Origin of the sequence: Kitasatospora sp. NPDC096204 (genome assembly GCF_044763205.1) — a bacterium.
Classification (GTDB): Bacteria; Actinomycetota; Actinomycetes; order Streptomycetales; family Streptomycetaceae; genus Kitasatospora.
The window spans coordinates 1-16,099 of the sequence record NZ_JBIWFT010000046.1; the positions used below are offsets into that span (position 1 = coordinate 1).

Annotated in this window: 16 protein-coding genes and 1 pseudogene; 7 read left to right on the forward strand and 10 right to left on the reverse strand. The window is 74.6% G+C overall.

The genetic code is table 11. The annotated features are described in order from the left end of the window. Nucleotides 1-162: 162 nt before the first annotated feature. Entirely contained in the window at nucleotides 163-1,194 is a 1,032-nt protein-coding gene (locus ACIQ87_RS34760) for a sigma-70 family RNA polymerase sigma factor (protein ID WP_402414888.1), read from the forward strand. 75 nt (nucleotides 1,195-1,269) lie between these two features. On the opposite strand, the pseudogene ACIQ87_RS34765 reads toward ACIQ87_RS34760, so the two are convergent. Then, nucleotides 1,270-1,449: pseudogene (locus ACIQ87_RS34765) on the reverse strand (hypothetical protein); the annotation flags it as partial. An 89-nt stretch (nucleotides 1,450-1,538) separates the two neighbouring features. Here ACIQ87_RS34765 and ACIQ87_RS34770 point away from each other — a divergent pair. Further along, nucleotides 1,539-2,030 carry an NUDIX domain-containing protein gene (locus tag ACIQ87_RS34770; RefSeq protein WP_402414891.1) on the forward strand — a complete coding sequence of 164 codons (492 nt, stop codon included), beginning with the start codon at nucleotides 1,539-1,541 and terminating at the stop codon, nucleotides 2,028-2,030. 136 nt (nucleotides 2,031-2,166) lie between these two features. Here the strand turns inward: ACIQ87_RS34770 and ACIQ87_RS34775 are convergent, their stop codons facing one another. From ACIQ87_RS34775 to ACIQ87_RS34790, 4 genes are all read right to left on the reverse strand, one after another. After that, nucleotides 2,167-2,928 (reverse strand): Clp protease N-terminal domain-containing protein, encoded by a 762-nt coding sequence (locus tag ACIQ87_RS34775; protein WP_402414894.1) that lies wholly within the window; start codon nucleotides 2,926-2,928, stop codon nucleotides 2,167-2,169. 108 nt (nucleotides 2,929-3,036) lie between these two features. Then, on the reverse strand, nucleotides 3,037-3,780 hold the full coding sequence (locus tag ACIQ87_RS34780) for a tyrosine-protein phosphatase (protein WP_402414896.1): 744 nt from the start codon (nucleotides 3,778-3,780) through the stop codon (nucleotides 3,037-3,039). A gap of 182 nt (nucleotides 3,781-3,962) precedes the next feature. After that, nucleotides 3,963-4,703, reverse strand: coding sequence for a VC0807 family protein (locus ACIQ87_RS34785; RefSeq protein ID WP_402414899.1), 741 nt, complete (start codon nucleotides 4,701-4,703; stop codon nucleotides 3,963-3,965). 239 nt (nucleotides 4,704-4,942) lie between these two features. Beyond that, nucleotides 4,943-5,653 (reverse strand): hypothetical protein, encoded by a 711-nt coding sequence (locus tag ACIQ87_RS34790; protein ID WP_402414902.1) that lies wholly within the window; start codon nucleotides 5,651-5,653, stop codon nucleotides 4,943-4,945. A gap of 462 nt (nucleotides 5,654-6,115) precedes the next feature. Here ACIQ87_RS34790 and ACIQ87_RS34795 point away from each other — a divergent pair, with 462 nt between their 5' ends. The 4 genes from ACIQ87_RS34795 to ACIQ87_RS34810 all read left to right on the forward strand — a co-directional run bounded on the left by ACIQ87_RS34795 (nucleotide 6,116) and on the right by ACIQ87_RS34810 (nucleotide 10,481). Next, nucleotides 6,116-7,006 (forward strand): RNA polymerase sigma factor, encoded by an 891-nt coding sequence (locus tag ACIQ87_RS34795; RefSeq protein ID WP_402414905.1) that lies wholly within the window; start codon nucleotides 6,116-6,118, stop codon nucleotides 7,004-7,006. Beyond that, entirely contained in the window at nucleotides 7,003-8,094 is a 1,092-nt protein-coding gene (locus tag ACIQ87_RS34800; protein WP_402414908.1) for a hypothetical protein, read from the forward strand. Before ACIQ87_RS34795 ends, ACIQ87_RS34800 begins: the two co-directional genes overlap by 4 nt. A gap of 426 nt (nucleotides 8,095-8,520) precedes the next feature. After that, nucleotides 8,521-10,086 carry a protein kinase gene (locus ACIQ87_RS34805; RefSeq protein ID WP_402414910.1) on the forward strand — a complete coding sequence of 522 codons (1,566 nt, stop codon included), beginning with the start codon at nucleotides 8,521-8,523 and terminating at the stop codon, nucleotides 10,084-10,086. Nucleotides 10,087-10,106: 20 nt separating this feature from the next. Beyond that, nucleotides 10,107-10,481 carry a VOC family protein gene (locus tag ACIQ87_RS34810; RefSeq protein WP_402414913.1) on the forward strand — a complete coding sequence of 125 codons (375 nt, stop codon included), beginning with the start codon at nucleotides 10,107-10,109 and terminating at the stop codon, nucleotides 10,479-10,481. Between the two features lie 115 nt (nucleotides 10,482-10,596). On the opposite strand, the gene ACIQ87_RS34815 is transcribed toward ACIQ87_RS34810, so the two are convergent. The 4 genes from ACIQ87_RS34815 to ACIQ87_RS34830 all read right to left on the reverse strand — a co-directional run bounded on the left by ACIQ87_RS34815 (nucleotide 10,597) and on the right by ACIQ87_RS34830 (nucleotide 13,843). After that, nucleotides 10,597-11,118 (reverse strand): ion channel, encoded by a 522-nt coding sequence (locus tag ACIQ87_RS34815; RefSeq protein ID WP_402414916.1) that lies wholly within the window; start codon nucleotides 11,116-11,118, stop codon nucleotides 10,597-10,599. Between the two features lie 84 nt (nucleotides 11,119-11,202). Next, nucleotides 11,203-12,618, reverse strand: coding sequence for a hypothetical protein (locus tag ACIQ87_RS34820; protein ID WP_402414918.1), 1,416 nt, complete (start codon nucleotides 12,616-12,618; stop codon nucleotides 11,203-11,205). A gap of 151 nt (nucleotides 12,619-12,769) precedes the next feature. Further along, nucleotides 12,770-13,054, reverse strand: a complete 285-nt coding sequence (gene tatA, locus ACIQ87_RS34825) for a Sec-independent protein translocase subunit TatA (RefSeq protein WP_402414921.1) — start codon at nucleotides 13,052-13,054, stop codon at nucleotides 12,770-12,772. 219 nt (nucleotides 13,055-13,273) lie between these two features. After that, nucleotides 13,274-13,843 (reverse strand): methyltransferase family protein, encoded by a 570-nt coding sequence (locus ACIQ87_RS34830; RefSeq protein ID WP_402414924.1) that lies wholly within the window; start codon nucleotides 13,841-13,843, stop codon nucleotides 13,274-13,276. Nucleotides 13,844-14,007: 164 nt separating this feature from the next. Here ACIQ87_RS34830 and ACIQ87_RS34835 point away from each other — a divergent pair, with 164 nt between their 5' ends. After that, nucleotides 14,008-14,298 (forward strand): type II toxin-antitoxin system Phd/YefM family antitoxin, encoded by a 291-nt coding sequence (locus tag ACIQ87_RS34835; protein ID WP_402414927.1) that lies wholly within the window; start codon nucleotides 14,008-14,010, stop codon nucleotides 14,296-14,298. A gap of 180 nt (nucleotides 14,299-14,478) precedes the next feature. Here the strand turns inward: ACIQ87_RS34835 and ACIQ87_RS34840 are convergent, their stop codons facing one another. Next, complete coding sequence (locus tag ACIQ87_RS34840) at nucleotides 14,479-16,032, reverse strand: MFS transporter (protein WP_402414930.1); 1,554 nt, start codon at nucleotides 16,030-16,032, stop codon at nucleotides 14,479-14,481. Nucleotides 16,033-16,099 lie beyond the last annotated feature (67 nt).

A 16,099-nucleotide genomic window follows, 5' to 3' on the forward strand; every position in this document is an offset into this window, starting at 1 on the left:
GCCGGACAGAACAACCGGAGGACAGCCCAGCAGGGCGTCAGTCAGTGGCAGAGCCACGACCACCGGGGACCGGTTAGCAGTATCAGTGTCAGTGGTGTGCGCTACGTTCCTCCCGTTCACCAGGGCACACGGCACGGCAGGACGACGGGGGCGGGGCGCACCATGACCGACGTGATCACGGAGGAGCCGGTCGAGCTCCAGCTGGAGCGGTACCGCACCGAGCTGACCGGCTACTGCTACCGCATGCTCGGCTCGGTCTTCGAGGCCGAGGACGCCGTGCAGGAGACCATGGTCCGCGCCTGGCGCGGGCACCGGGGCTTCGAGGGGCGGTCCGCGCTGCGCTCCTGGCTGTACCGAATAGCCACGAACGTCTGCCTGGACGCGTTGAACGGCCGCAACAGCCGGGCCCGGCCGATGGACCTGGCCGGTCCGGTCACGGTGGCCACCGCGCACGACACCCGACTGCCCGAGGTGACGTGGATCGGCCCGGCGCCGGACGGCCGGGTGCTGTCCGAGACGGGGGACCCGGCGGACGTGGCCGCCCAGCGCGAGTCGGTGAAGCTGGCCTTCGTCGCGGTGCTCCAGCGCCTCGCGCCCCGGCAGCGGGCGGTGCTGATCCTGCGCGAGGTGCTCGGCTGGAAGGCCGCCGAGGTGGCCGAACTGCTGGGCGTCACGGTGGCCTCGGTCAACAGCGCGCTCCAGCGTGCCCGGGCGGCGCTCGCCGCCGACTCGGCGGCCCGGCCGGCCCCGGAGCTGGACGAGGACCACCGCGCGCTGCTGGACCGCTACGTCCGCGCCTTCGAGGCGTACGACATGGACGGCCTCGCCGCGCTGCTGCACGAGGACGTCACGCTCAACATGCCGCCGTTCGCGATGTGGCTGCGCGGTCGGGACGAGCTCCGGGAGTGGATGCTGGGCCCCGGGCACGGCTGCCGCGGTTCCCGGCTGCTCCCGGTGACGGCCAACGGCGGGCCGGCCTTCGGCCAGTACCGGCCGAGCCCGGAGGGCGGGCACGAGCCGTGGGCGCTGATCGTGCCGGAGGTGTCAGGGCACAAGATCACCGGCTTCACCAACTTCCTGGACACCGACGTGCTCTTCCCGCTCTTCGGCCTCCCGTCCCGGCTCGACGCCGTGTCGGCCGAGCCCGCCGAGCCCGCCGTGTCGGCCGTGTCGGCCGAGCCCGCCGCCGGGTAGCTCCGGCAGATCCGGCAGCTCCGGCGGGTCGGCGAGGTCGGCCGGACCGGGCAGCAGCGCCGAGAGCCCGCTGAACGCCAGCAGTTCGCGCAGCGGGCCGCCGGCGTTCCGCAGCACCACGGCCACCCCGTGTCGGGCGGCGGCCAGCCGTAGCCGGGCGAGCGCGTCGACGACGGCCAGGTCGGGGGCGGTGAGTGCGCCCAGGTCGCAGGTCAGGAGGGCGCTATGGCGCGGTGCGGTCGTCATGGTGTCCATGGCGGATAGGACCGTTGAGGAGGCAGGGAGTCATCGGTCGGGTGGCAGAGTGGGGGCGACCGAACCCACCCTGCCCCAGGAGGAGCACCGTGACGACCGAGCCCTTGAAGTCCCGCGAGGAGTGGCTGGCGTCCCTGCCCCGGATCTACGCGGCGGCGGGCTGCCTGCTGCGGGACGAGTCCGGCCGGATCCTGATCGTGAAGGCCGGGTACCGCGAGCACTGGCAGTTCCCGGGCGGCACGATCGACCTCGGGGAGGGCCCGGTCGAGTGCGCCGCACGGGAGTTGGAGGAGGAGACCGGCATCGTCCGGGAGGCGGGCGAGCTGCTGGCCATCTCCTGGACCCACGCCTCGGCCGAACTCGACCACCCCGCCCAGCACTTCCTGTTCGACTTCGGCACCGTCCCGGACGGCACCCCCGTGACCGTCCCGGCCGGTGAACTGGACGACTACCGCTGGGTGTCGACCGAGGAGGTCATGGACCTGCTCGGTCCGGCCCGTTCGGCCCGGCTGCGGGCGGCGCTGGAGGCGGCGGAGGCCGGCCGGGTCCGGATCGTCACCACCCGCGTCTCCGGGTTCTGAGCGGACGCGGCAGCGGACGAGGGGCGCGGAAGCGAACCCCGAAGCCGAAGCCGAAGCCGAAGCCGAAGCCGAAGCCGAAGCGCAAGTGCCCTGCCCCGGGCGGTCGTCGTGCCCGGGGCGGGACATCGGCGGCGACTCACTCCTGCGAGTCGGACTCCGGGTTCCGGGCGGCGATGATGGCGGCGATCGCCTCCGAGACGAAGGACTCCGTCTCGGACTTGTCCACCTTCAGCCCGGCCAGCACGCCCTGGCCGTTCTCCAGTTCCAGCAGCGCGAGCAGCAGGTGCTCGGTGCCGACGTAGTTGTGCCCGAGCTTGAGCGCCTCGCGGAAGGTCAGCTCCATCACCTTCTTGCCCTGGGCGTCGTAGGGGATCAGCGCGGGCACCGTCTGCTCGACGGCGGCCGGCAGCGCGGCGGTGGCCGCCGTGCGGACGGCCTCCGGGGTGACGCCCTGGGCGGCGAGCGCCTTGATCGCGATGCCCTCGGGCTCGGCGAGCAGGCCGAGCAGCACGTGCACCGGGGCGATCTCGGCGTTGCTCGCCTTCCGGGCCTCCTCCTGCGAGGCCACCACGACCTTGCGCGCCCGGGGGGTGAACCGGCTGAAGCCCTGGCTCGGGTCGAGGTCGTTCGGGGTGCCCGGGTCCTTGGGGACGAAGCGCTTCTGGGCGGCCTGCTTGCTGACGCCCATGCTGCGGCCGATGTCGGTCCAGGAGGCGCCGGAGCGGCGGGCCTGGTCGACGAAGTGGCCGATGAGGTGGTCGGCGAGTTCGCCGAGGTGGTCGGCGGCGATGACCGCGTCGGAGAGCTGGTCGAGCGCGTCGGTGTGGACCTGCTTGATCGCGGCGATCAGGTCGTCGAGGCGCAGCGGAGTGGTGTTGGGAACAACGGGATTCTCCATGCGTCAACCGTAGGTTGTCGATCCGAGGATCGTCAACCATCGGTTGACGATGGTTTCGGAGGACTTTTCCCGAGTCCCGACGCGCCGAAGGGGCTCCGGCGGCCCGCGCTACGCGGCGGGCAGCAGTCGCTCCCGGGCGGCGGCGATCCGGTCGGGCGTGACGCCGGCCGCGAGCAGGTAGCCGACCGGGTCGAACCCGTCGAGCGCGGCGGCCAGGGCGGCCTCGGCGGTGGTCCCGGCCTCGGCGAGCACCGCGTCGATCCGGCGGTACGGGTCGGGCAGGCCCAGCATCCCGTACAGCGGGCGGATGTTGGGGCCGCTCATCAGGTAGTCCTCGGTGATCGCGGCCCGGTCGACCCCGGCCAGCGAGAGCAGCAGGAGGGTGGCCAGGCCGGTGCGGTCACGGCCGGCGCCGCAGTGCACGACCACGCCGCCGGGGCGGGCGTCGGCGATCACGGAGACCAGCGCGGCGGCGGCGTGCGGGCAGTGGTCCAGGTACGGGCGGAGCGCGAGCGGGGTGCCGTCCAGTCGTCCGTGGGCCTCCCACCAGGCGGGGCCGGCCAGTTCGTCCAGCGGGACGCGGACCAGCTCGACGTCCTCGGGGAGCGGGAGGAGCGGCTTGTACTCCTCGGCGTTGCGCAGGTCGACCACGGTGCGGACGCCGTGGTCGAGGAGGGTGTCCCAGCCCTCGGCGGTGAGGCGGTCCAGGTTGTCCGCCCTGACGATCGCGCCGCGGGCGGTGAGCCGGCCGGCGGCGGTGGGCAGCCCGCCCAGGTCGCGGACGTTCAGGCAGCCGTCCCAGACGAGGGTGCGTTCCTCGGTGCTGCTCGGCGCGTACGTCGTCCGGTTCATGGGGTCCCCGTTTTCCTCGGTCGGGGGTCCCGTTACCCCCTCGTTATGAACGACTCCCGGGAGATCCGGATGGTTCCTCGCCGTTCGAGTCCTCGGAGCCGGCTGTTCAGAGAAGCGGAAGGGGAGCGACGGGGCAGCGAAGGGGAGCGACGGGGGGGGGAGGGAGGGGAGGGGCGGCCGGCTCAGGCGGTGGTCGGGGCCTCGGCCTCGGCGCGGACCAGCCGCTCCATCGGCTCGACCGCGATCTGGCCGAGCATCGAACCGGCCACGATCGCGCCGACCAGGAAAACGGTGGACAGCCAGGCCATGGTCGACACCGGCAGGGTGAAGGCGCCGACCACCCGGGCCGCGCACTCGGTCAGCAGCGCGGTGCCCCAGATGCCCGAGAACAGCCGCTCGTGGCGGCGGAACGCCCGCGATCCGGCCGCCCGGCCCTCGACCAGCCGCTGCCAGGCGGCGGCGCGCTCCGTCCGGCCCTTGGTGAGGAAGGGCATCAGCATCGGGGTCATCACCGGCCGGCCGATCAGCGCGGAGGCCAGGATCGCCAGTGCCACGGTGCCGCTCAGGCCGCCGTCCTTGGCGATCATCAGCCGGGCGTCGCCGGTGACGAAGGTCAGCGCCAGGCCCGCCAGGTTGACGGTCAGCATCAGGGTGGCCCACAGGTTCAGCCTGCGCTCGCCCAGCAGGCCGAGGACGGTCCGGGCGGCCGGGAAGGCGCTGCTCCAGGCCAGCGCGGCGAACTCGCTCAGGCCGAGGGCCGAGTGCAGCAGGTAGTAGCCGGCCAGCGGCGCGGCCACGTCGAGGGCGAGCGGGCGGAGCCCGGAGACCAGCGGGTTGGGCGTCTTGGCGTGGGCGGCGGTGACGGCCAGGGCGGGAGCGGAGGTGGCGCTGGTGACGGCGGCGGCACTGAGGGTCTGGCTCACGGTGGGTTCCTCCCCGGCTGGTGGCCGCGGGCCACTGCCCGCGTCGTGCCTCCAGTCTTTCCGCCGGACCCTCCGTCAGAGCAGTGCCGTCCGTTGCGTCATCCGCGTGACAGTTGTCATGGTGCGCGCCGTGACACCGCCTCCGACCTGCTGCTTTCCTGGCCTCGTCGGGGAAGGCCGCCTCGTCCGAGGCGACGGGGCTGCTCCCCGGGGCTGCTACCCGGGGCTACTCGCCGGGGCTACTCCCCGACGGGGAAGGTCCACAGCTCGCGGCCCAGGGTGTCCAGGCAGCGGACGGTGCCGAAGCGCTCGTCCCCGGCGGACAGGAAGCCCCGGGCGACCCCGGCCAGGACGGTCCGGGCGACGCCGTCGCCCGAGGTCCAGGCGCCGGTCAGCACCAGCGCCTCGTCGGCCAGCTCGGCGCGCTGCACCCGGGCCACTGCGGCGGTCAGCAGCGCGGCGTTGACCGCCTCCAGCTCGGCGGGGAGCAGGTAGGTCTCCCCGGTGGGGGCGCGGTCCGCCTCGGCCCGGCGCCGCAGCTCCGGCAGGCCGTAGTGGCGGACGGCGGCGACGGCGTCGTCCAGCGGGAGCTGCCAGCGCGGCCCCGGCAGCACCTCCCACCAGACGTCCTCGCCGACCGGCAGCACCTCGCCGATCCGGGCCCGCCAGGTCTCGATGCCGTACCGGGTGCGCGGGTCCGGGCGGTGCCCGGGGAGGTCCGCGACGGTCCAGTCGGTGCGGCGGACCACGCTGAGGTCGAAGGTGAAGGGCACCCGGTCGGGGGCGGGGCGCTCGACCAGGCCGAGCAGCAGCCAGTGGGTCGCGTCCGGCAGGCTGAAGGTCCGGCGCCACCCGGTGAGGCCCAGGGCGCGCAGGGCGGGTGCGAGGTGCTCGCGCAGGCCCTTCGCGTGGAGCCCGTGGTGCTCGTGGAGCTCGTGGGCGGTCGTCATCGTGGTCTTTCCCTGCTCGTCGTGCTGCCGGTGGCGGGTTCCTGCCGGTCGAGGGCCCCTGCCGTGGGGCCGTGGGTGGCCCTGCCGTGGGGCGGCCCTGCGGTGGGCTGCTCCTGCGGTGGAGGTGGCCCTGCCGTGGGGTGGCCCTGTGGAGGACGGCCCCCGTCGGTGCTGGTCCGCTGAGGGCCGGCCCAAACCCGGGAGGGGCGTGCGGCCGGGGCCGGTACGGGTCGTGTGTGCGCCCTCGAACGCGGCGGGGTCGCGGTGGCGGGCCGGGAGTGCCGTCGGACCCGGCGTCCGGGTGCGGCGGCGGCCGGGTTGCTTCGCCTACCGACAACGTAGGCCGCCCGGGCCCGCCGGGGCCGTGGGCCAACGGCAGCAGTCCTCGGGACCTTGGCCCCGGCCGCGCCGGTCGTTCGGCCGGAGCCGAAGTGTTCGCCCGAATGGCGCATCATGTGGCGGGTGCAGAGTGCAGAGCGCCCCGGAGCGGGCACCGACGGCCCCGTCGGCCGGTCCGGACCAGTACCACCCGACGGCCCGCCACCGGGCCCGGCCTCCGCCCGCCCGGACCTGACCGAGGCGGTCCTGGCCGCGCAGGGCGGGGACGAGGAGGCGTTCCGGCTGCTGTTCCGGACGGTGCAGCCGGGCCTGCTGCGCTACCTGCGGGTGCTGGTCGGCGGCCGGCCGGAGGACGCGCAGGACGCCGAGGACATCGCGTCCGAGACCTGGCTGCAGATCGCCCGGGACCTGCGCGGCTTCTCCGGGGACGGGGACGGCTTCCGCGGCTGGGCCGCCACCGTCGCCCGCCACCGCGCCCTCGACCACCTGCGTGCCCGGCGCCGCCGTCCGGTCGCCGACCTGCCCGTCGAACACCTGGCCGAGCTGGCCGCGGGGGACGACACCGCGCGGGCCGCGCTGGCCACGGTCGGCACCGCCGACGCGCTGGCCCTGATCTCCCGGCTGCCGCGCGACCAGGCGGAGGCCGTGCTGCTGAGGGTGGTCATGGAGCTGGACGCGGAGAGCGCCGCCCGGGTGCTCGGCAAGCGGGCCGGCAGCGTCCGGATGGCCGCACACCGGGGGTTGCGGCGGCTGGCCAAGCTGGTCGAGCCGCTCGCGTCCGGGGGCGGCATCCCGGCCGCCCGGGCCGGCGGACGGGCGGCCCGCGCCGAGGCCGGTACGGGCCCCGAAACCGCCGGGACCGCCCCCGGGAGCACCGCCGGGACCACCCCCGGAACAGCCGCCGGAGTGAGCGCGGGCGAGGCCGCCGGGCGACCCACGGGGAAACCCGCGAAAAAAAGTTCTCCGCAGGGTGTGACAGAACGCCGGGCCGCGACGCTGAAGGACATGAGATGAGCACCAACCGATCCCGTCGGATCGACCGTGATGCCGCCGAGCAGCTGCTCGGCGGTGCCGTGGGCGGCCCGTCGGCCGGGCAGGACGCCTCGCTCACCGGACCGGACGGCGGTCCCGGGCAACTCGCCCGGGTGCTCGCCGCGGCCGCCGCTCCCGCGACGGCCGAGGAACTGGCCGGGGAGGAGGCCGCCCTGGCCGCGTTCCGGAAGGCGAGTCTCGCGCCCGACCCGACAGTGACCCCCGTCCGGAGACGATCGATGGCAACCGCCGCGCTGGCCAGGGCCTTCAGTACGAAGGCCACTGCCGTCGTGCTCGGCACCACCGCGCTGTGCGGGGTCGCCGTCGCCGCCGGCACCGGCAACCTGCCGTCCCCGCTGGGCGGCGGCCCGTCCGTGCCGGAGCGCAGGCTCGCGGGTGAGGACGCGGCCGGCGGCCCCGTGCCGGGCTCGTCGGCCGTCGGCCCGTCCGCGGGCGTGGCCCCGTTCGGTGCCGTGACGTCCGGCTCCGCCCGTCCGTCCGGCGGTTCCTCCGGTGGACCGCAGGCGGTCGTCCCGTCCGATCCCAGGACGCCCGGCAACCCGTCGGCCGAGGGGCGAGGCCTGCGCACGGCCGTCCCGCCCGCGCTGCTCGGCCTCTGCACCGGTTTCACCGACCGAACGGCGAAGGGCGAGCGCCCGAGCAAGCTGGTCGGCGACCCGCTGTACGGTCCGTTGGTCACGGCGGCCGGCGGCGCGGACCATGTGGCGGACTACTGCGAGGCCGCGATCGGCGACGAGGACGGCGACCACCGGGGCGCCACCACCCCGACGCGGGGGCCCGGCCGCCCCGGCACCGCCCCCGGTACGGGAGCGGGCAAGGGCAACACCGACGGCGGCCGGACCGGTGGCAGCGGCAACGGCACCGGGAGCGGCGGCGCCGGAGACGGCAACGCCGACGGCGGCGGCAACGGCGAGGACACCGGCGGCGCCGGCACCAGACCGGGCAAGTCCGGCGTCACCCTCCCGCCCGTTCAGACCGGTCCCGGCGCGCAGGACGGCCGCCCGAGCAAACCCGACCGGTCCGAGAACCAGCAGTCGGTCGGGAGGTAACCCCCCCCCAGAACTCCGGGTGGGCGGCGAGCGACTCCCCCCGGGCTCGCCGCCCACCCGGAACAGCACCACCCGCGGTACCCGCACCATCCCGCACCACCCGCGGGAAGCAGTACCACCCGAAGACCCCGGGTGGCCGGTCGGCTCCCCCGTGCCCACCGGCCGCCCGGCCGGCCCCGGCCGGACCGGTAGGCGCAATCCCGGACGCGCCGCCGGCCCGGTCGGCCCGGAAACGTGCGGCCCGCCCGCCCGCAGTCAGGGCGGGCCGCACCCCCGTGCCGGCGGCCGGGGGACCGCTGCCCGGTCCCCCGACCGCCACCCTCCGCCCCAGGTCGGGCCGTTCGGCCCGTCCGGCGGTGCGGCTATCGTGCACAGGTGCACGAGGCGGCCCGGGACCCCGGGCAGGGCACGTGAGGGGAGCTCCAGGTGATCGGACGGGCGCTGAACGGGCGTTACGAACTCGTCGAGTTGCTCGGCGTCGGCGGCATGGCCACCGTGTGGCGCGGCGTCGACCGGGTGCTGGGCCGTCAGGTGGCCGTCAAGGTGCTCAACGGCGGCCTCGCCGACGACCCCCGCTTCGCCGAGCGCTTCAGCCGCGAGGCCCAGCACGCGGCCATGCTGGCGCACCCGAGGATCGTCATGGTCTTCGACTCCGGCGTGGACCAGGGCACCCCGTTCATCGTCATGGAGCTTGTCAGCGGCCGTTCGCTGGCCGCGCTGCTGGCGGAGCAGCAGGCGTTGCCGGTGGAGCGCGCCGTCGGCATCGCGGCGGCGGTCTGCGAGGCGCTGTCGGTCGCGCACGCGGCCGGGCTGGTGCACCGGGACATCAAGCCCGGGAACATCATGATCACCGACGACGGCGGGGTGAAGGTCGTCGACTTCGGCATCGCCAGGGCCGGTTCCTCCAGCAACCTCACCCAGGCCGCGAGTGTGCTCGGTACGGCCGCCTACCTCTCGCCCGAACAGGCCACCGCCTCGGCGCTGGACGGGCGGACGGACCTGTACGCGGTCGGCTGCGTGCTCACCGAGATGCTCACCGGCGCGACCCCGTTCACCGCCGAGACCCCGGTGGCGATCGCCTTCAAGCACGTCAGCGAGCAGCCCCTGCCGCCGTCCGTCCACCGCCCCGGCCTGCCGCCCGCGCTGGACGCCGCGGTGCTGCGGCTGCTGGCCAAGAACCCGGCCGACCGCCCGACCGACGCGGCCGCCGCACGGGCCGAACTCCTCACCACCGTGCCGGGGTTGATGGTCGGCGACCCGACCGCCGAGCTGCTCGCGAACACCGCGGGGGCCGCCACCCGGTTCCTCCCGCCCGTTGCCGCCGCCCCCTCGCCGAACCAGCAGCACACCACCGTGCTGCCGCCCCGGCCGCCGGCCGCCACCTCGGTGATGGCACCGATCCCCGCCCCGGCCTCCGCCCCGGTGCCGGCTCCTGCCCCTGCCCGCAGCCGGCGCAAGCCGCTGGTGCTCGGGGCGCTGGGCGTGGCGGGCCTCGCCGGGGTCACGGCGCTGGCCCTCACCGCCTTCGACGGACCGGCCGACGGTGCGGCCGCCGCCAAACCGGCCGCGGCCACCGCTCCGGCGGTGACGCCCACCACCCAGGCCACCACCCCCGCCCCGAAGGCCTCCACGCCGACCTCGGCGGCGCCCACCACCGCGCCCTCCACGCCCCCCGCGCCCACCTCGGCCGTCCCGCGCAACCAGCCCGCCGCGCTGCAGATCCAGTCCTTCCGCCAGGCCGTCGCCCAGGCCCAGGTCGGCAAGGAACGGGACAAGCAGACGGAGTTGCTGAGGATCCTCGACACCACCGCCGCGCGCCTCAACGAGGGCAACCCGGACGACGCCGCCCAGGAGCTCAGGAACGCCCAGAAGGTGGTCCGGGACATGGGCAAGAAGCACGCCGTCGACGTCCCGACGTATGCCAACTGGAACACCCGCCTCTCGGCCCTGTTCGCCACCCTCCACACCGCCGCCGACCTCCAGGACGACTGACGGTCCGCCAGAATGGACCCGTGCTGACGATCGGATCCCTCGCCCTCGGTGTCTCCGACATGTCCCGCGCCGTCGCCTTCTGGACGGCCGCCCTCGACTACGTCCCGCGCGGCGGCCTGGTCGGGGACGACTGGACGGTCCTCGTCCCGGCCGGCGGCCGCGAAGGCGCCCAGCTCGCCCTCGGCCTCAGCGAGTCCCCGATCCAGGAGGAGCCCCGCGTCCACCTGGACCTGTACGCCGGGGACGCGGAGGAGCAGGCCGCCGAGGTCGAGCGCCTGGTCGCCCTCGGCGCCGAACGCGTCGACTGGAAGCGCTACCCCGAGAACCCGGACTTCGTGGTCCTCGCCTGTCCGGACGGCAACCGCTTCTGCGTGATCGACACCAGCCGCTCCTGAGTCCACCGCCTTGTCCACAGCCTGTGGACAAGGCGGTGGACTCGCGCCACGGACCACGCGCCACGGCCCATGGGCCACGGTTCGCCACGGCCGTCGCCCGCGCCGGCCGGCGGGTTCACTCCTGCTTCCGGATCCTCCGCTCGACGTTCCCCCGGATCGCCCGGGACGCCGTCCCGGCCGCGGCCGCGAGGAACACGAAGTTGTACCCGATCTGGAGCGTCACCACGAGCCGGGCCGTCTGGCCCGCCGGGGTGATGTCGCCGTACCCCACGGTGGCCATCGTCACGACCGTGAAGTACAGCGCGTCCAGCCGGGTCTCCAGCCCGGCGAACTCCGCCTTGTGCGAGCCCAGCACGAAGTAGGTCGCCGCGAAGATGGTCAGCGCGAGGAAGATCAGGAAGATCAGCCAGACCACCGGCCGCTTGGCGGTGCCCCGCATCACGCCGATGATCTTGGCCAGCATCAGCCAGCTCATCCCGACCAGCGCCGCCACGAAGGCCAGCCAGCTCAGCCGTGGCCGGCGATCGCCCAGCCACTCCAGCGGCAGGGTGAAGTACCCGACCATCAGCAGCGTCGACGCGCACAGCAGCCAGCACCAGGCCTTCAGGTCGGTAGGCGGCGGCGGGTTCTCGGACATCCCGTCCAGCCTCGCCGCACCCGCTCCCGCCCGCCCTCCCGTCTGCTCCGATCGGGCGAGCCCCCGCCGGACCCGGGCTCCCCTTCAGGCCGCCGGCCGGGAAGGCCCGGACGGGCCGGCCCGCTCGGCCCGTCCCGCCCCCGGTTCGTCCAACAGCTCCAGCACCGCCAGGACGGCGAGCAGCCCGAGCGCCAGACAGAGCGTCACCAGCACCGTCGGGTAGCTCCACAGCACGAAGGCCAGCGCCGCGAGCGCGACCGCCAGCCAGCCCAGCGGGGCCTTCCGGCGGTGGACGAACCGGCCGACCGGCCCGAGCCGCAGGCCGGCCCGTCCGGCCACCCGCCGTACCCCGCCCAGCCCGGCGCGCCAGCCGCCCCGGACGGTGCGCGCCCAGCGCCCGGGGCCGATGACCCAGGCGCCGAGCGCGACCAGCAGGCCGAGGGTGACCACCACCCGGACGGCCGAGCGCAGGTACCGCACCAGGGTGTCGTACACCGCCTGGGCGGCCGCCTGGTCGACGTCGGCCGGCAGCCGGTCCAGGTAGACGGCGCGGAACACGCTCAGCCCGACGCCCAGCAGCAGCGCCCCGCCCGCCATGCCGAGGGACACCACCACCACGGCCCGGCGGCGCCGCGTGGCGAGCAGCACCCCGCCGAGCGCGCAGGCGCCGGCCAGCACCGGCACCCAGAAGCCGGCCAGGTTCAGGACCCGCAGGGTGGTGCGGATCTCCGGCAGGGCGTCGGACTGCACCAGTGGGTAGGAGGTGTGGATCTCCGGGATCCGGGAGGCCAGCGGGATCCCCTCGTCGACCAGTTTGGACTTCACCCGGGCGATCACCGGGGCGAGGTCGAGCACCACGGTGTCGCCGTGCACCTCGACGGCGCCGCCGCCCTGCCCGGTCACCAGCTGCACGACGGCGGCGTGCGCGTCCCGGTTGACGTCCGTCCAGAGGGTGACGAAGGCGTGGCTGTTCACCAGTCGCTCGACCTGGGTGTGGACGAAGCCGCTGAGCCCGCCCTCCAGGGCCTGGCCGACGCCGCCCAACAGGGCGCCGAGCTTGGGCTTGTCGTCCGGGGCGAGGCCGTCGAGCAGCGAGTCGAGCGGGAGCTTCTTCATGATCTCCGCGGTCACCCGGTCGGTGACGGCCGCCTTGATCCGGGGGTCCTCGGCCAGCGGGGCCATGGTCGCGAGGTAGCGGTCGGTGTCGCTGATCTCGGACCTCGCCCAGAGCGCGAGGGCGCCGAGCGGGGTGAGCGCACAGGCCAGCACGATCAGCAGGGCGGCGAAGAAGGAGCGCGTCCGGTGCCGGGGCGGGTGGGCCGCCGGCCCGGCTGCCAACTGCTCGGCGAGCCGCGCCTCCTGGGCCTCGACGGCGCTCAGCCGGGCCCGCAGCTCGGCCAGTCCGTCGCCGGACCCGTCGCCGGGACCGGAACCGGCACCGGCACCGGGCTCGCCGTCACGCTTGCCGCCACGCTCGCCGCCGGGCTCGTCGGTGGGCATGCCGGGACTCCGTTCCTCCGGTGGGTGCATACCAGGAGACAACGGATCAGATCGGACGGCCAGTCGGGAGGCTCCGGGCGCCCGGACGGCCCCGGAACGCGGAAAGCCCCTGGTGGGTCACCAGGGGCTTTCCGGAGTGCAGGAGGGAGGATCAGGCGGTCGTCTCGGGCCGCTTGGTCTCGGTGGCCTTGGTCACGTTGGTCGGCGTGACGGCCGGGCGGTCGGCGCTCTGCTGGGGAGCGGCGGTGCTCTGCGCGGTACCGGCGGCGTCCGCCGGGGTGTCGTCCTCGCGCATGGCCTTGGTCTCGGCCTTCAGGATGCGCATGGACTTGCCCAGACCGCGGGCCATCTCGGGCAGCTTCTTCGATCCGAACAGCAGGATGACGACCGCCAGCACCACGAGAATGTGCCAGGGCTCAAGACCGTTCCGCAGCATCCCTGGCCACCGGTCCCTTCTTGTCTAGTGTCATGGCGGGCGCTAGCGCCCGTGCTGGCCAGTATGCCTGGCCCTGACGGCGAACGGATACACCGGCTGGGAAACGCTGGCCAAAAACCAGGTGCCGTTCAGGCGGATCGCGAGGACCGCGGTGCCCGGCTGGCCGAATACGGGTGCCGAAGCTCACACGTGCCGCTCGTGCCGGTGCGGTCGGCGCGTTCAGTAGACGAACGGGACCAGACGCTTCGACACCCGACGGTACTCCTCGTACTCGTTCCCGAAGGCGTCCAGCAGCAGCCGCTCCTCGGCGGAGATCCGCCAGCCGTACGCGGTGAGCAGCAGCGCCGCGACCACCAGGGCGGCCGCCCAGCCGCCGGTGCCGACCGCGTAGCCGACCCAGACCAGCAGGCTGCCGGCGTAACCGGGGTGCCGGATCAGCCGGTACGGGCCGTTGCGGACCACGTGCTGGGTCTCCACGGTGCGCAGGGTGCGGGTGTAGTACCGGCCCAGGACGCGCATGCCCCAGGCCCGCAGCGCCAGCCCGGCGGCCACCATGGCGACCCCGGACCAGCGCGCCCAGGCGGGCGGTTCGCCGATCCCGGCGCGGTCGAACAGCACTACGGCCAGGACCGAGGCCGCGTAGCAGCCGAGCAGCAGCCGGGTCGACCCGCGGTCGCGGCGGTCGGCGTGCCAGGTGCCGGCGGAGGCGTCCTCGCGTCGGCGCAGCAGCAGCTCGTAGGCGATCCAGCAGAGCAGGCCGAGGAGGGAGAGGAGGGAGGGCAGGGACATCAGGACTCCCGGCGGTCGGATCCGAGGTGTGCCTCCACGGTCCTCCCACCGGCCCGCCGGCACACCCACCCGGGGGTGGACCCGCCGCGATCCACCTACGGGTGGAGTCCCCGCGCCGCCGCGGGCTGTCGATGCAACAGAGGTACATCGGCAACATTCGCGCCATGGGTGAGCCAGTGATCGAGTCGATGGCCGATGTGCGGAGTCATCTCGCGGACGTGATCGACCGGGCGAGGCGCGACGGGACCCCGACGATCATCACGAGGCGGGGCAGGCGGGAAGCGGTGGTGATCGACATCGCCGAGTACCAGCGCCTCAAGGATGTCGCGGAGCGGGCCGAGGCCGAGTGGCTGAACCGCCTTGCGGACGAGGCCGAGGCCGGGAGGCTGGACGGCTCCGTCTCTCTGGAGGAAATGGCCGGCGTGCTTCGCGAGCACCACGCCGGCTGGCGGTGAGGGTGGGGGACTGCCGGGTCCTCTACACCATCGAGGCCGGGGCCCTGGTCGTATGGGTCATGTCGGTCGGCAACCGTCGGGACGTCCATCGCCACCTGTAGCCCTGGCCGAACACGGCGGAGAGCCCCCGGCCGGGTGGGCGGGGGCTCTCGATGACTCGCGTGGATCGGGCCGGGTGGGTCAGACGGTGGTGGGCTCGGGGGCGGGTGCGGTGGTGTGGGCGGCCGGGAGGTGGCGCATCAGACGGTAGGCCAGGGCCGCGGCGCCCAGGGCGAAGACCAGGCCGACCACGGCCGCGACGTGCAGGCCGTCGGTGAAGGCGGAGCGGGCGGTCTCCAGCAGGTCGGCGCCGACCCGGCCGGGCAGGTGGCCGGCGACGGTGACCGCGCCGCCGAGGGTGTCCTGGGCGGCCCGGGCGGCCTCGCCGTCGACGCCGGCCGGGAGGGCGCCGTCCAGCCGGTGGCGGTAGACCGCGGCGCCGGCCGCGCCGAGCAGGGCGATGCCGAGCGAGCTGCCGAGCTCGACGGCGGTCTCGGAGGTGGCGGAGGCGGCGCCGGCCTGTTCGACCGGGGCGGCGGAGACGACCATCTCGGCGGTCATCGTCATGGTGCCGACCGTCCCGGCGGCCAGCACGCCCGCCGCGGTGAGGATGAGCGCCAGCGGGGAGTGCGCCCCGACCCCGGTCATCATCGCGAAGCCCGCCGAACCGACCAGGAACCCGCCGCCCATCAGCACCGCCGGGCGGACCTTCCCGGCCAGCGCCGAGCTGATCCCGACCGCCGCGCCGACGCCCAGGCTCGGCACCAGCGACCAGAGCGAGGCGGTCAGCGGGCTCATGCCCTTGACCAGCTGGAGGTACTGCGAGGTGAAGAGCGAGAAGCCCATCATCGCGAACATCGCGATGCTGTTGACGCTGATCGCGCCGCTGAAGGTGCGGATCCGGAACAGGCTCAGGTCGAGCAGCGGGTCGGCGGCGGTGCGCTGGCGCCGGACGAAGGCGGCGGCCGACAGCAGCCCGGCGAGGACGGCGAGCCCGGGCAGCGGGCTCCAGCCGTCGACGGCGACCGTCTTGACTCCGTAGACCAGCGGCAGGGTCGCGGCCAGCGAGAGCGCGGCGCCGAGCAGGTCGAAGCGGCCGGTGCGGCCGGGGGAGCGGTACTCGGGGAGCAGGACGGGCGCGGTCAGCAGCACCAGGGCCATCACCGGGACGGCGAGCAGGAAGGCCGAGCCCCACCAGAAGTGCTCCAGCAGCAGGCCGCCGGCGACCGGGCCGAGGGTGGCCCCCGCGGTGAGGACGCCGCCCCAGGCGCCGAGGGCGATCTGCCGCTGCCCGGGGTCGTGGAACATGGTGCGGATCAGCGCGAGCGTCGAGGGCATCACGGTGGCCCCGGCCGCGCCGAGCACCGCGCGGGCCGCGATCAGCTGGCCGGAGTCGTGCGACCAGGCGGCCAGCAGCGAGGCGCCCGCGAAGCCGGCGGCGCCGATCATCAGCAGCCGGCGGCGGCCGATCCGGTCGCCCAGGGCGCCCATCGTGATGAGCAGCCCGGCCAGCAGGAACGAGTACATGTCCATGATCCACAGCTGCTGGGTGCCGCTCGGCGCCAGCGTGGTGGAGATGTACGGGACGGCGAAGAAGAGCACGCCCATGTCCATGGTGAGGACGAGGGTCGGGAGCAGGAGGACGGCCAGGCCGATCCATTCGCGACGGCCTGCGCGGCCGGTGGTTGCGGTCACGGGGAAGACGGTACGGATGTGTCAGACGCTTGTCTAGTACGCATGTGCAAGACATTCGTCCAGGACT

Excerpts from the sequence above, each read along its gene's own strand:
- tatA (WP_402414921.1), bottom strand. The coding sequence starts at position 13,054 with ATGCTGCGGAACGGTCTTGAGCCCTGGCACATTCTCGTGGTGCTGGCG.
- ACIQ87_RS34780 (WP_402414896.1), bottom strand. The coding sequence starts at position 3,780 with ATGAACCGGACGACGTACGCGCCGAGCAGCACCGAGGAACGCACCCTC.
- ACIQ87_RS34835 (WP_402414927.1), top strand. The coding sequence starts at position 14,008 with ATGGGTGAGCCAGTGATCGAGTCGATGGCCGATGTGCGGAGTCATCTC.
- ACIQ87_RS34800 (WP_402414908.1), top strand. The coding sequence starts at position 7,003 with ATGAGCACCAACCGATCCCGTCGGATCGACCGTGATGCCGCCGAGCAG.
- ACIQ87_RS34815 (WP_402414916.1), bottom strand. The coding sequence starts at position 11,118 with ATGTCCGAGAACCCGCCGCCGCCTACCGACCTGAAGGCCTGGTGCTGG.
- ACIQ87_RS34775 (WP_402414894.1), bottom strand. The coding sequence starts at position 2,928 with ATGGAGAATCCCGTTGTTCCCAACACCACTCCGCTGCGCCTCGACGAC.
- ACIQ87_RS34790 (WP_402414902.1), bottom strand. The coding sequence starts at position 5,653 with ATGACGACCGCCCACGAGCTCCACGAGCACCACGGGCTCCACGCGAAG.
- ACIQ87_RS34820 (WP_402414918.1), bottom strand. The coding sequence starts at position 12,618 with ATGCCCACCGACGAGCCCGGCGGCGAGCGTGGCGGCAAGCGTGACGGC.
- ACIQ87_RS34760 (WP_402414888.1), top strand. The coding sequence starts at position 163 with ATGACCGACGTGATCACGGAGGAGCCGGTCGAGCTCCAGCTGGAGCGG.
- ACIQ87_RS34830 (WP_402414924.1), bottom strand. The coding sequence starts at position 13,843 with ATGTCCCTGCCCTCCCTCCTCTCCCTCCTCGGCCTGCTCTGCTGGATC.